We start from the raw sequence: 12,967 nt of genomic DNA on the forward strand, positions 1-12,967 counted from the left end.
CTGCTATGAAAACCCTCTGGCTAGGCCTATCCCTGGCGCTTTCGCTGGCTTTGGCCCAGCCTTTCCGCGTCACCGATGCGACGGGCCGGGAAGTCGAGGTGCGAAGCGCCGAGCGAATCGTGAGCGTGGGCGGCTCAATCTCCGAGATTCTCGATAAGTTCGGTCTCACCGACCGCATCGTGGGGCGCGACACCGGCTCGTACATCCCAGCGGCCCTGCTGCGGCGGCCCGACGTGGGCCTCTTCTTCCGCCTGAACGCCGAGGCCATCCTGGCCCAGCGGCCCACCCTGGTGCTGGCCGTCTCCGAGGCCGGCCCCCCACCGGTGCTGGCCCAGCTCCGCCAGGCCGGGGTGAGCGTGGTGCTGGTGCCCGACGAGCCCACCCCCGAGGGGGTCAAGAAGAAGATTCGCACCATCGGGGCTGCGGTGGGCCAGCCGGCCCGGGCCGAGGAGCTGGTGCGGGCTTTGGAGCGCGACCTGTTGGCCCTGCAATCCAAGACCCGGGTGCGGCGGGGCGAGCCCTTGCGGGTGCTCTACATCTACCCGCGCGACCCCCGCAACACCTTTGTGTGCGGCGAGGAGGCCAGCGGGGCGGGTCTCATCACCCTGGCCGGGGCCCAGAACGCCGTCCGAACGGTGCAGGGCACGGGGGCGGTGCGGGGCTGCGTGAACCTCACCGCCGAGGCGGTGGTGGCAGCCCGGCCCGACGCCATCGTGGTGCCCTTCTTCCCCGACCAGCCCTTCAGCTTTGAGAGCATCCTGCGCCTGCCCGGGGTGGCCGAAACCCCCGCGGGGCGCAACCGGCGCATCGTGGCTATGGACGTGACCTACATCTCGGGCTACGGCTACACCGTGGGCCGGGCAGCCCTCGAGCTCCACCGGGCCCTTTACGAGCAGACCGGCCCGGTGCGAATCAACCACCCTAGCTTCAACCCGTGATGGGCGAGGCAGGAGCCCGCCGGCGGTTCCTGCTTCTGGGGCTGGCCCTGCTGCTTCCCGCAAGCCTCTTGCTGGGCGCGGCCAGCGGGGCCTACTACATCCCCCCCCTCGAGATTCCCCGGGTGCTGAGGGAAGGGCTCGAGGGGGCCCCGGTGCTGCTCAACATCCGCTTCCCCCGGGTGCTTTTGGCCGCCTTGGTGGGCGGCACGCTGGCGCTGGCGGGCGCTGCGCTCCAGGGCTTGCTGCGCACCCCGCTGGCCGAACCCGGCCTGCTGGGCCTGGGGATGGGGGCCGCCTTGGGCGCGGTGCTCTGGCTGGCCTTTTTCCCCTTGCTGCCCTTTGGGCTGCCCCTGGCCGCGGCGCTGGGGGCGCTGGGGGTGGTCTTCCTGCTCCTGCGGCTGGTGGGGGAGCCGGCCGAGCAGCCGGGGGTGCGGCTCCTGCTGCTAGGGCTTCTGCTTTCCCCCATCCTAAGCGCCCTTATCGGACTGCTGCAGTTCCGCGTGGCCGACCCCCAGGGGCGCAGCCTCACCTTCTGGACCCTGGGGGGGCTGGGCGGGGCGAGCTGGGAGCTGCTGGCCCTCACCGCCCCCACCGCCCTCCTGAGCACCCTCGCCCTGCTGCGTCTGGGCCGCTCGCTCAACGCCCTTACTTTGGGCGAGGAGGAGGCCTTCCACCTGGGGGTGGCGGTAAGAGCCCTGCAGCGCTGGGGCCTGCTATGGGTGGCCCTGGGGGTGGGGGCCGCGGTGGCCGCGGCGGGGAATATCGCCTTCGTGGGGCTCCTGGTGCCCTGGCTGCTGCGGGCTATAGGCGGGGCCGACCACCGCTTCGTGCTGCCCGCAGCCTGGCTCCTGGGGGCCAGCCTCACGGTGCTGGCCGACCTGGTGGCCCGCACCGCCTTCGCCCCCGCGGAGCTTCCGGTGGGCCTCCTCACCACCCTGGTGGGGGGGCCGCTCTTTCTGTTCCTGCTCGTCCGGGGAGGGTGGCGTGGCTAGCTGGCTCGAGGCCGAGTCCCTGGGCCTCCGCCGGGGCGGACGCTGGCTTTTGCGCGGGGTCTCCCTGCAGCTCGGGCCAGGCTTCTGGGCCCTATTGGGGCCCAACGGGGCGGGCAAGAGCAGCCTTCTGCGCCTCCTATCGGGCGAGTGGCTGCCCACCGAGGGGCAGGTGCGGCTTCTGGGCCAGCCCCTTGGGCGCTACTCCCCCGCCAAGCTGGCCCTGAAGCGGGCCTTTCTCCCCCAGCAGCGCAGCCTGGCCTTTCCCTACACCGCCCGGGAGGTGGTGGCCCTGGGCCGGCTGCCCCACCAGCGGGGCCGGGCGGAAAGCGAGGCCGACCGAGAGCGAATCGAGGAGGCCCTGGCCGCGACCGGGGCCCTGGGCCTGGCCCCACGCCCCTACTTTGCCCTCTCCGGGGGCGAGCGCACCCGCATAGACCTGGCCCGGGTGCTGGCCCAGGACACCCCCATCCTGCTGCTGGACGAGCCCACCAACCACCTCGACCCCCGGCAGCAGCTCGAGGTGCTGGCGCTGTGCCGCCGCCTGGCCGGGTCGGGCCGGCTGGTGCTGGCCGCTTTGCACGACCTGAACCTGGCGGCCTTGTTCGCAGAGGGGCTGGTTTTTCTCAAGGAGGGGCGGCTGGTGGGGGCGGGGGCGACCCGGGAGCTTCTGCAGCCGGGGCTGCTGGAGGAGGTCTACGGGGTGCCCTTCGCGGTGCTGGAGCACCAGGGGCGACGGGTGGTGCTGCCGGAGCCCGGCTAGTAGACCCGGCTGGCCTTCACCGCGGTGCCCGAGGCGGTGACCATGAGCATGTTGCCCTGGCCCACGGTCTCGTAGTCCACGTCTATGCCGATTACCGCATCGGCCCCCCGGGCCAAGGCGGCCTGCTCGAGCTCTGAGAGGGCAATCTCGCGCGCTTTACGCAGCTCAGCCTCGTAGGCCCCGCTGCGCCCACCCACGATGTCCCGCACCGAGGCCAAGAGGTCGCGGAAGATGTTGGCCCCCACGATGGCCTCGCCGAAGACCACGTCCAGGTACTCGGTAATCTGGTAGCCCTCGAGCTGGCTCGAGGTACTCAGGATGAGCTTTCGCCTCATACCAAACCTCCCAGAGCATTCTAGGCGATTCCCCGCGCCGGCCCGGTGAAATCCGGGGCCTGGTTTTTGGATATAATCCATACCACCATGAAGGTGGCCCTCCTCGTCACCTGCCTCACCGACCAGTTCTTCGCCGAGGCCGGGGCAGCAGCGGTGCGGCTTTTGCGGCGCCTGGGCTGCACGGTGGAGGTGCCCTTGGGCCAGAGCTGCTGCGGCCAGCCGGCCTACAACGCCGGCTACTGGGCCGAGGCCCGCCAGATGGCCGAGCACACCCTAGACACGCTGGAGGGAGCCGAGCACGTGGTCCTGCCCTCGGGCTCCTGCACCACCATGCTGCGGGTCTTCTACCCCGAGCTATTTCGCGAGCAGCCCCGCCGGTTTGCCCAGGCCCTGGCCCTGAGCCACAGGACCTACGAGCTCTCGGAGTTCATCGTCAAGGTGCTGGGGGTCACCCACCTGGGCCAGGGGCTGAAGGGGCGGCGCATCGCCTACCACCACGGCTGCCACGCCCTGCGCGAGCTCGGCATCAGGCAGGAGCCCCTCACGCTTCTGCGCAACGCCGGGGCCGAAATTGTGGACTGGGCCGCCGCCGAGGAGTGCTGCGGCTTTGGCGGGCTCTTCTCGGTCAAGCTGCCCGAGGTGGCCCTGAGCATGGCCGACCGCAAGCTCTCCACCCTGCCCCCCGCCGGCCAGGTAGACTTCCTCACCAGCGCCGATAGCGGCTGTATGCTCCACCTCACGGGGCGCATCGAGCACCGGGGCCTGGGCCTGCCGGTCAGGCCTTTGGCCTCGGTGCTCTGGGAGGCCACGCAATGAGGGTCGCCGCCAACCAGTACCCCCAGGCCGCAGCCCGGCTGCTGCGCGAGGAGCCCCATGTGCGCGACTCGGTCACCGGGGCCACCCTCCACTTTGACGGCAGAAGGCAGCAGGCCTACGCCGAGGTGGACGCCGAGGCCTGGCGGCGCTGGGCCGAGGCGGTCAAGAACCACGTCCTGATGCACCTGGACGAGTACCTGCTCCAGGCCGAGGCCAGCCTACAGAAAAACGGCGTGCAGGTGCACTGGGCCGAGGACGCCGACGACGCGCGGCGCATTGTGGCCGAGATTGCCCGCAGCGGCAGGGTCAAAAAGGTGGTCAAGGCCAAGACCATGGTTTCGGAGGAGCTGGGCCTCAACCCCATGCTGGAGGGGATGGGCATCGAGGTGCTAGAGACCGACCTGGGCGAGTACATCATCCAGCTCCTGAACCAGCCCCCTTCGCACATCGTGGGGCCGGCCATTCACCTGAACCTGGAGCAGATTCGCCACCTCTTTCACGAGCGCTTTCAGACCCCCCTGGAGGCCAGCCCCGAACAGCTTGCGGCAGTGGCCCGCCGAGTCTTGCGCGAGGGGTTCCTTAGTGCCGACATGGGCATCTCGGGGGGCAACTTCGTGGTGGCCGAGACCGGCACCCTGGCCCTGATCGAAAACGAAGGGAACATAAGGCTCTCCACCTCGGCCCCCCGCATCCACGTGGCGCTGGTAGGCATCGAAAAACTCCTGCCCCGCTTCTCCGACCTGGCGGTCTTTCTCTCGCTCACCGCCCGCGCCGCCACCGGGCAGCGGCTCGGCACCTTCGTCTCGCTCATCCAAGGGCCACGCCGGCCCGGTGAACCGGACGGGCCTGAAGAGGTGCACGTGGTCTTCGTGGATAATGGGCGGAGCAGCGTGCTGGCCGACCTCGAGGCCTGGGAGACCCTGCGCTGCTTGCGCTGCGCGGCCTGCCTCAACGCCTGCCCGGTCTACCGCCAGACCGGCGGCCACCCCTACGGCTACGTCTACAGCGGCCCCATTGGCTCCATCCTCTCGCCCGGCCTTTTGGGCCTGGAGGAAACCAAGCCCCTCCCCTACGCCTCCTCGCTCTGCGGGGCCTGTTTCCAGGCCTGCCCGGTGCGGATTCCCATCCCCAAGCTCCTGCTCACCTGGCGCCACCGGGCGGTGCAGGAAGGGCTCACCCCTAAGGCAGAGGCCGCCGCCATCAAGGCCTACGCCCAGGTCATGACCCACCCCTGGCTCTACCGCCTGGCCTCCAGGGCCCTGCGGCTGTTGCCCGAGAAGGCGCTGAACAACACCCTTCTCCCGGTGATTCGGACCTGGAGGGAGGGCCGGGCCGGGCTCAGACCCAGCCCCAAGAGCTTCCTGCAGATGTGGGAGGATGGAGAGGTGTAGTAAAACCCATGACCCGCGCCAAAATCTGCGGCATCACCCGCCTCGAGGACGCCCTCCTGGCCGAAGAGCTGGGGGCCTGGGCCCTGGGCTTCATCCTGGCCCCCGGCAGCAAGCGCTATGTGGAGCCCGAGCAAATCCGCCCCATCGCCGAGGCCCTGGGGCCTCTGGTGGTGCGGGTGGGGGTGTTCGTGGATACCCCTCCCGAGGCTGTCCTGAAGCAGTTGCAGACCGCCCGGCTCCAGGTGGCCCAGCTCCACGGCGCCGAGCCCCCAGAGTGGTCTGAGCACATCCGGCGTTTCTTCCCGGTCATCAAGGCCTTCCGGCTCTCGGGCCCGGCCCGGCCCGAGTGGCTCTCCTACCCGGCCGATGCCCTTCTAGCCGATGGGGCAACCCCTGGCAGCGGCCAGCCCTACCCCCTGGGATGGCTGGAGCCCCTGCGCGCCCACCCCCGGCTAATCGTCGCCGGGGGGCTCGGGCCAGACAACCTGGCCCCGGTGCTGGAGATTGGGCCCTACGCGGTGGACGTGAGCAGCGGCGTGGAGGCCGGCCCGGGGCGCAAAGACCCCGGCAAACTCCGGGCCTTTCTGGCTCAGGTAATGGGCTCCAGCCGGAACCAGTAGACGTAGCGGCGCTCCTCCTCCAGCCACTCGTAGGCCACCGAGACCACGCGGTGGGGGCCCAGCTCCCGCCAGCGGTTCACCCCTTCCCGCAAGAAAACCCGCATAGGGCGCTGGGTGTGGAGGGCCTCCAGCAGGGTCCGGTTGCCCCCCACCGGCTGCTGGTGGCCTTTCAGGCCCTCCCCCGGGTACAAAATTGCCCCGTCGGGCAAAAACCGGTTTCTGTACCCCGACTCCCCCCGGTCCACCAGGAGGGTTTTTTGCCCTATTCCGCGCAGGGTTTTGTGCTCCCGAAGCACTTCTTTCCAGCTCAGAATCGGCTTGACACCCATGCAACCAACCGCTATTATCCTATCTGCCTGTTCGGATGTCTCCGCACAGGGCAATGGGCTCCGGTGGTGTAGCTGGTCAACATACCCGCCTGTCACGCGGGAGATCGCGGGTTCAAGTCCCGTCCGGAGCGCCAAACGGCCGGCTGGGTCAGCCGGCTGCAGGCCAAGGTAGCTCAGTCGGTAGAGCATGCGACTGAAAATCGCAGTGTCGGCGGTTCGATTCCGCCCCTTGGCACCAGGTCCGGACCGGGAGTGAGTCCCGGTCCTTCGCATATAAACCCCTTCCCCATCCCCCAACCCATACAATTCCGGCATGGAAGCCCACGGTCGCTTGGCCCAGGCCTTCAAGGTCTTTGCCGATGCCATGAAGCCTTTCCTTTTGGAAACGCTGAAGCACGCCCACGGAAAGGGTTGGGTGGAGGCCTATTTGGCCTCCTTGAGTGAAGGCCGCCGGGAGCTGGTCAAGGAAGAGATGAAGCGGGGCCGGCTGGCCGAGGAAACCCTGGACCTCAACCACTTCAAGGATATCCTGTTAGGACAAAAACAGGTCCTTCGAGAGCGCTTTGGCCGTAATTACAACCGCGCCATCACCTGGGCGGATGAAATCAGTGAGGTGCGTAATGAGTGGGCGCACCAAAAAGACCTTGCTCACGAAGACGTAAATCGCGCGCTCGACAGTATGGTCCGCCTCCTCCGGCTTATTGGAGCCGAAGAAGCAGCCCAGCAGATGCGTCGGCTAATGGAACGTGAGTTGCCCAATGCCCCCAAAGGCAGCCTGCCGCCCTGGTGGCAACTGGCTGAGCCCGACGAGGCCATACGGCGAGGCGATTTCGATGAGAACACCTTTGCCGCCAAACTCGACGACGTGGTGGCCGGGAGGGCTCCCGTTGAGTACCAGTATGCGGAGAATTTCTTCAAAAAGACCTACCTGACTCGGGAACTCAGCGCCATTCTGAAGGACGTTTTGCGGCGGCTTGCCGGACAGGGTGGGGAAGCTGTAATTCAGCTACGCACCCCCTTCGGAGGTGGCAAGACCCATACGCTGATAGCCCTGTACCACCTGGCCAAGGCCTACAGCGAGATTTTAGACCTGATGGAAATTCAGAAGCTGCTCGAGGAAGCCGGGGTCGGCCAGATGCCCCGGACTCGAGTAGTAACGCTGGTAGGCACCGAGCTTTCGGCCCAGGGGCGCAAGGTGGAGGGCCTCCACATCCGCACCTTGTGGGGCGAGCTGGCGTACCAGCTAGGCGACAAAGCGGCCTATGCCCAGGTACAGGCCGCCGACGAGGCGCTGAGCCCGCCGGGCAAAAAGGCCCTAAGCGAGTTGCTGGCAGCCTACAGCCCGGTGCTCATCCTGATGGACGAATTGCTGGTCTACCAGGTGAAGGCAGCCTCGGTGGCGGTGGGGAACACCACTCTGCAAGCCCAGACCTTTGCCTTCTTGCAAGAGCTAAGCGAGGTGGTGGGAAGTTTGCCCAACGCTGTACTGGTCACCACCTTCCCCGAGTCCCACCTCGAGTACTACGACCACCAGGAGGCTCCTCAGGTCTTTGCCCGCCTGGAGAAGATATTCGGGCGGGTGCAGGCCGTGCGGATGCCGGTGCAGGGCGAGGAAATCTATGAAGTGCTGCGGCGGCGTCTGTTCGAACGGATTGACGGAGAAGCAGCCAAGCAAGTGGTGGCCGCCTACATGCAAACCTACGAGCAGTACGAAAAAGAACTGCCTCCAGAAGTGCGCAGCGGCGAGTATGGGCGCAAGATGCTCAAAGCTTTTCCCTTTCACCCCGAACTGGTGAACGTTCTCTATGAGCGCTGGGGCACCCTGCAAACCTTCCAAAAGACCCGTGGGGTGCTGCGCCTCCTGGCCCGGCTGGTAGAAACCGAGTACCTAAGCCCTTCCGCCCGGCCCCTCATTGGCCTGGGAGAGGCGGCCTTGGGCGATGCCGACCTGCGGGCCACGGTGACAAGCGTGCTGGGCGAGGCCAACTGGGAGTCGGTGCTGGCCTCGGATATCATCCCTCCAGAAGGCAAAGCGTTCCTGCTCGACCGCGAGCTGGGCGGCGAATATGCGCGGTACCGTCTGGGCCAATCGCTGGCCACGGCAATTTTTATGTACTCCCACTCAGGTGGAGCCCAGCAGGGGGCCACCCGACCCCAGCTCAACCTGGCCCTGACCTACCCCGGCGGGATTACCCCGTTGCTGGTGGGGGATGCGCTCGACAACCTGAAGGGAAGGCTTTACTACCTCTATGCCAATGGAAGCTGGATTTTTAAAGCTCAGCCCAACCTGAACGCGGTGCTGGCCGATCGGATGGCCCAGGTCAAGGCCGAAGCGGTAGAGGATTTGCTGCGAAAAGAGGTCGAGAGGGTAGCCGGCAGCGGGCCCTTCAAGGTGTTGGTCTGGCCCCAGAGCCACCGGGAGGTACCCGATGGCCCCGGCCTCAAGCTCGTCCTGCTGGGCCCCGAGGCCCCTCACGATAATGAAGAAGACCTAAAACGCCTGTACCACGTTATCCAGGACAACCACGTCTCTGGGCCACGGATCTACAAGAACACCACGCTCTACCTGGCTATGGCCCGAGCCCCCTATCTGCGGGCCCAGGAGGCCGCCCGCAAGCTTCTGGCCCTGGAGGACATCCAGTCCGACCGGGGGCTGGTGCTCTCCGACGACCAGAAAGCCGACCTAACCCGCCTTTTGAAAGAGGCCCGCGAGGCCGTGCCGGTGCTGGTCAAGAGCAGCTATACGGGTATGCTCGAGCCCCAGGACGCCAAGGGGGCTTTCCGCTTCTTCGACCTGACCGCCTACGTCCGCACCCAGCCCACCCTTCAGGCCGCCGTGGCCGAGGTGCTGCGGGCCGAGGATCTGCTGCTCAGCAAACTTGACCCCAGCTACCTCGTCCAGGGCCCCTGGGGGCTTTGGCCCGCGGATGAACCCTACCTGAGCCTAAAAGACCTCAGAGAACATTTCCTGCGCCTGCCCCACCTGCCCTTTTTGGAGAAGGAGGAGGCCCTGAAAGAGGCCGTGGTGCAGGGGGTTCGCATCCATCTCTTTGAGCTTGGGGTAAGGCGGGATGGGGGGTTTGCCCAGGTCTGGGATGCGCAGAACCCCCCACGCCTGGAGGAGGTCTTCTTCGGCGAAGCTTATGTGCTGGCAAGGCCTGGGGTTTTGCCCAAACCCGAGGCTGACCAAACCAAAGAGACCTCGCCTTCTCGTGTTCCTCCGGTGGTGGACCCGGCTCCAACCCCCTCGCCCGCTCTCCGTCCCAAGGTAAAACAGGTGAGGGTTGTTCTGGACCCCATAGAGCTCAACCGGCTTCCTGCCCTGGTGGACCTGGCCAAAGCCCTCCAGGACGCTGGGGGCCAGGTGCGGCTGCGGGTGGAGGTTCGGGCAGAGAACCCCAGCGGCCTGAACGAAGCCCTTCTCGCCACCTCTGCACGGGAAATCCTGGACCAGCATGGGCTTCACTATGACTGGAAGGAGGAGTAGGCCGTGGATTGGCAGGCCCTTTTGGACCAGGTGGTGGAGGCCTCATTCTGGCCCGAGCCGGTGCGGGTGTTGCGAATTGAGCCTGTGGGTGGTCGCTTCCGCCTGGTGGCCCAGGGGCTACAAAGCCATAGGGCCTTTCACCTTCTCTTGGATGGGGAGAAGGTGGCCCAGCTTCTTGAGGGCCTCGAGGCCAAGGCACCACCCTTTGCCGGGGACGGGGAGCTCCTGGCTTTGGGGGTGGAAGCCCGGCGCATCCAGCTCGGCTACCTCTTTGATCCCTTTTTTGCCGTTTCGGCCAGCCGCATAGACCCCTTGCCCCATCAGCTCGAGGCCGTGTATGGGGTCCTCCTCAAAAAGCCCCGGGTGCGCTTCCTCCTGGCCGACGACCCTGGGGCGGGTAAAACCATCATGGCCGGGCTTCTCCTGAAGGAGCTTAAGTATCGTGGGGTGGTTTCCCGAACCCTCATCGTGGTGCCGGCCAACCTCACCGACCAGTGGCGCCGGGAGCTCAAGGAGAAGTTCGGGGAAACCTTTGAGGTGATGAACCGCGAGGGGGTGGAGGCCCTGTACGGGGAAAACCCCTGGCTCAGGCGCAACCAGGTCATCACCAGCCTGGATTTTGCCAAGCGAGAAGATAACCTCCGCCTTCTGGAACAGGCCCACTGGGACCTGGTGGTGGTGGACGAGGCCCACAAGCTTTCGGCCACCCGGTATGGCCTAGAGGTGAAGAAGTCCCAGCGTTATCGCCTGGGCGAGGTCCTTTCCCGCCGGAGCACCCACATGCTCTTCCTCACCGCTACCCCCCACCAGGGGGACGAGGAGAAGTTCCGGCTCCTTCTGGACCTTCTGGAACCCCAGCTTTTCGCCAACACGGCCCTTCTGCAGGAGGCTGCCCAAAGGGGGGAGAACCCCATCCTGCTCCGCCGCCTCAAGGAGGACATGACCGATTTTGAGGGCAAGCCCCTTTTCCCGCCCCGCTACGTGCACACTTTGGCCTTCCGGCTCTCCCCCAGCGAGGAGATGCTCTATCAGGAGGTGAGCGATTACGTGGCGCGCCACTTCCGGCGGGCTTGGGACCAGGGGCGGCGCAACGTGGGCCTGGCCATGGCGGTATTACAGCGGCGGCTGGCCAGCAGCACTTACGCCATTGCCCAAAGTCTGGAGAACCGCCGGAAGCGGCTGGCTGCTTTGCGGGAGCAGGTGCTTAGGTTGCAGGAAGGCTCCCAGGCCGAACTGAGCGAGGAGGACCTGGAGGAGCTGCCTGAGGCGGAGCGCTGGAAGCTAGAGGATGAGCTGGCCGAGCGCCTTACCCTGGCCCGGAACCTGCCTGAGCTGGAGGAGGAACTGGCCCAGCTCGAGGCCCTGGCCAAGAAAGCCCGTACCCTGGCCCGGTTGGAGGACGACCGTAAGTTGCAAAAGCTTCTAGAGGTGTTGGGTAGCCTCCAGGGGGAAAAGCTCCTCGTTTTCACCGAACACAAGGCCACGCTGGAGTTTTTGGTGGGGGTCTTGAGGAAGCGGGGTTACGCCGTGACCTCCATGGACGGCTCCATGAGCCTGGAGGAGCGGGTCCAGCGGGAGCGGGAGTTCCGCCATGGGGCCCAGGTGATGGTGGCTACCGAGGCTGCGGGCGAGGGCATCAACCTCCAGTTTTGTGCGGTGATGGTCAACTACGACCTGCCCTGGAACCCCACCCGCTTGGAGCAACGCATGGGCCGGGTGCACCGCTATGGCCAGCGCTACGATGTGCACGTCTACAACCTGGTGGCGGAGAACACCCGCGAGGGCAAGGTACTCCAGGTGGTGCTGGACAAGCTGGAGACCATGCGGGCCCAGATGGGTTCAGACCGGGTCTACGACGTGGTGGGGGAACTTCTGGCGGACGTGAACCTGGAGGACCTGATTCTAGCCCACCTGGCCGGCCGCAAAACCCTGGAGGAGATCCGGGCCATGGTGGAGGCCCGGCTTTCCCCCGAGCGGCTGGAGTTCATCCGTAGGATTACCTTGGAGGCCCTGGCCAAGCGGGAGCTGGACCTTTCCCGCCTTCGCCAGGAAAAAGCCCGTTCTGAGGAGCATCGTCTGCAGCCCGAGTACATCCAGCGTTTCTTTGTTCGGGCCCTAGACCGCCTGGGAGGGAGTGTCCAGCGGCGGAGCGATGGCTTATTCCGGGTGAGCGTACCCTACGGGCTTTTGCGCAAGCAGCCTGGGGTATTGGTCCGGGAGTACCCCCGGGTTACCTTTGACCCCAGGGCCCGCCTCGAGGCCGAACTCATCGCCCCAGGCCATCCCCTCTTTGACCAGGTGCTGGAGGAAGTCCTGGCCCAGTCGGCCCCTGTTTTACGCCAGGGGGCCGCTTTCCTCTATGACGGTGAGCGGGATGGGGTGCTGGGCTACTTAGAGCTGGCGGTGGTGGATGGACTGGGCCAGACGGTGGCCCGGCGCCTCTTCGCTCTCCTCATGGATATGGAAGGGGTCTGGCAGGTGCCTCCGGAGCTTTTGGTGGATGCCGAGCCCACCATACCTCCCCAAAATCCTCTGCCTTCCCCCAGGGAGGTAGAAGGGAGGCTTCTTGAATGGGCCTACCAGCATCTTGTGGACGATTTTTTCCAGAGTGTGCTGGCCGAGCGGGAGCAGGAGGTGGAGATCCGGCGCAAGTATGCCCAAAAGAGCCTACAGTTTCTCATCGCTGAATCCGCCAAAAAGCTCACGGAGTACAAGCTGAAAGGGGGTGAGGCCATGCGCCTTGCCATTCAGCAGGAGGAGCGCCGCCTGAGGGAGCTGGAGGAGCGGCAAAGAGCCCTGGAAGAAGAGCTGAAAAAAGCCCGGTCCCTGAACCCCGAACCTGCTCAGGTGGCGGCCCTGGCCTACCTGTATCCCCGTTCTCTGGGTTTGCCCGATGAAGAAGACCCCGAAGTGCGCCGGCGGGTGGAGGAAGCGGCTATGCAGGTGGCCATGGCCTACGAACGTATGGAGGGGCGGGACCCGGTGGATGTGAGCCGGGAGAACCTGGGCTATGACCTCCGGTCTGGAGGGCGCTTTATAGAGGTCAAAGGCCGGGCTGGGGTGGGGCCCGTGGTGCTTACCCCCAACGAGTGGATTGCTGCCCGGCGGCTTGGGGACCGGTACTGGCTTTACATCGTGACGGGGGCCCTCACTAACCCGCGCCTCCATCTGATTCAAGACCCGGCGGCCAGGCTCACGCCGGGGGAGGAAGTACAGGTGGTGCGGTATGTGGTAGACCCAGAGGAGTGGCAGCGCCATGCGGAGGTTGTGGAGTAAGCCACTTAAATAGTAGGGGGAAA

General features: G+C 66.1%; 10 protein-coding genes and 2 tRNA genes. 10 read left to right on the forward strand and 2 right to left on the reverse strand.

The features are described 5' to 3' along the window. Positions 1 to 5 precede the first annotated feature (5 nt). The 3 genes from DV704_RS07790 to DV704_RS07800 are packed head-to-tail and all read left to right on the forward strand — an operon-like array spanning position 6 to position 2,690. Entirely contained in the window at positions 6 to 938 is a 933-nt protein-coding gene (locus DV704_RS07790) for a hemin ABC transporter substrate-binding protein (protein ID WP_114799018.1), read from the forward strand. Then, positions 938 to 1,930, forward strand: a complete 993-nt coding sequence (locus DV704_RS07795) for an iron ABC transporter permease (protein ID WP_114799019.1) — start codon at positions 938 to 940, stop codon at positions 1,928 to 1,930. Before DV704_RS07790 ends, DV704_RS07795 begins: the two co-directional genes overlap by 1 nt. Beyond that, positions 1,923 to 2,690: an ABC transporter ATP-binding protein gene (locus DV704_RS07800; protein WP_114799020.1), complete on the forward strand. Its 768-nt coding sequence runs from the start codon at positions 1,923 to 1,925 to the stop codon at positions 2,688 to 2,690. The genes DV704_RS07795 and DV704_RS07800 overlap by 8 nt, the downstream gene beginning before the upstream one ends. On the opposite strand, the gene DV704_RS07805 is transcribed toward DV704_RS07800, so the two are convergent. After that, complete coding sequence (locus DV704_RS07805) at positions 2,687 to 3,025, reverse strand: heavy metal-binding domain-containing protein (RefSeq protein WP_114799021.1); 339 nt, start codon at positions 3,023 to 3,025, stop codon at positions 2,687 to 2,689. The two genes, DV704_RS07800 and DV704_RS07805, sit on opposite strands and share 4 nt — an antisense overlap. An 87-nt stretch (positions 3,026 to 3,112) precedes the next feature. Here DV704_RS07805 and DV704_RS07810 point away from each other — a divergent pair, with 87 nt between their 5' ends. From DV704_RS07810 to DV704_RS07820, 3 genes are read left to right on the forward strand one after another with little or no spacing between them, the layout of a single operon-like run. Beyond that, positions 3,113 to 3,841 carry a (Fe-S)-binding protein gene (locus DV704_RS07810; protein WP_114799022.1) on the forward strand — a complete coding sequence of 243 codons (729 nt, stop codon included), beginning with the start codon at positions 3,113 to 3,115 and terminating at the stop codon, positions 3,839 to 3,841. Beyond that, the gene (locus DV704_RS07815) at positions 3,838 to 5,232 is read left to right on the forward strand and encodes a LutB/LldF family L-lactate oxidation iron-sulfur protein (protein ID WP_114799023.1); all 1,395 of its coding nucleotides are present in this window, start codon (positions 3,838 to 3,840) and stop codon (positions 5,230 to 5,232) included. Before DV704_RS07810 ends, DV704_RS07815 begins: the two co-directional genes overlap by 4 nt. An 8-nt stretch (positions 5,233 to 5,240) precedes the next feature. After that, entirely contained in the window at positions 5,241 to 5,852 is a 612-nt protein-coding gene (locus DV704_RS07820; RefSeq protein ID WP_114799024.1) for a phosphoribosylanthranilate isomerase, read from the forward strand. On the opposite strand, the gene DV704_RS07825 is transcribed toward DV704_RS07820, so the two are convergent. Continuing rightward, positions 5,822 to 6,181, reverse strand: coding sequence for a hypothetical protein (locus DV704_RS07825; RefSeq protein ID WP_114799025.1), 360 nt, complete (start codon positions 6,179 to 6,181; stop codon positions 5,822 to 5,824). The genes DV704_RS07820 and DV704_RS07825 overlap by 31 nt on opposite strands. 57 nt (positions 6,182 to 6,238) lie before the next feature. On the opposite strand from DV704_RS07825, the gene DV704_RS07830 reads away from it, so the two are divergent. The 4 genes from DV704_RS07830 (at position 6,239) to DV704_RS07845 (ending at position 12,944) form a co-directional block, all read left to right on the forward strand. Further along, a tRNA-Asp gene (locus DV704_RS07830) sits at positions 6,239 to 6,315 on the forward strand. Between the two features lie 28 nt (positions 6,316 to 6,343). After that, positions 6,344 to 6,419 (forward strand) — tRNA-Phe (locus DV704_RS07835). 75 nt (positions 6,420 to 6,494) lie between these two features. Then, complete coding sequence (locus tag DV704_RS07840; RefSeq protein ID WP_114799026.1) at positions 6,495 to 9,668, forward strand: DUF499 domain-containing protein; 3,174 nt, start codon at positions 6,495 to 6,497, stop codon at positions 9,666 to 9,668. A 3-nt stretch (positions 9,669 to 9,671) separates the two neighbouring features. Further along, positions 9,672 to 12,944 (forward strand): helicase-related protein, encoded by a 3,273-nt coding sequence (locus DV704_RS07845; protein ID WP_114799027.1) that lies wholly within the window; start codon positions 9,672 to 9,674, stop codon positions 12,942 to 12,944. Positions 12,945 to 12,967 lie beyond the last annotated feature (23 nt).

Origin of the sequence: Meiothermus sp. QL-1 (assembly GCF_003351145.1) — a bacterium.
In the GTDB taxonomy this organism is placed as follows: domain Bacteria; phylum Deinococcota; class Deinococci; order Deinococcales; family Thermaceae; genus Meiothermus.

Bases quoted from the DNA above. Each gene is read 5' to 3' on its own strand.
- DV704_RS07790 (WP_114799018.1), top strand. From the start codon at position 6: ATGAAAACCCTCTGGCTAGGCCTATCCCTGGCGCTTTCGCTGGCTTTG.
- DV704_RS07795 (WP_114799019.1), top strand. From the start codon at position 938: ATGGGCGAGGCAGGAGCCCGCCGGCGGTTCCTGCTTCTGGGGCTGGCC.
- DV704_RS07805 (WP_114799021.1), bottom strand. From the start codon at position 3,025: ATGAGGCGAAAGCTCATCCTGAGTACCTCGAGCCAGCTCGAGGGCTAC.
- DV704_RS07810 (WP_114799022.1), top strand. From the start codon at position 3,113: ATGAAGGTGGCCCTCCTCGTCACCTGCCTCACCGACCAGTTCTTCGCC.
- DV704_RS07815 (WP_114799023.1), top strand. From the start codon at position 3,838: ATGAGGGTCGCCGCCAACCAGTACCCCCAGGCCGCAGCCCGGCTGCTG.
- DV704_RS07820 (WP_114799024.1), top strand. From the start codon at position 5,241: ATGACCCGCGCCAAAATCTGCGGCATCACCCGCCTCGAGGACGCCCTC.
- DV704_RS07825 (WP_114799025.1), bottom strand. From the start codon at position 6,181: ATGGGTGTCAAGCCGATTCTGAGCTGGAAAGAAGTGCTTCGGGAGCAC.
- DV704_RS07840 (WP_114799026.1), top strand. From the start codon at position 6,495: ATGGAAGCCCACGGTCGCTTGGCCCAGGCCTTCAAGGTCTTTGCCGAT.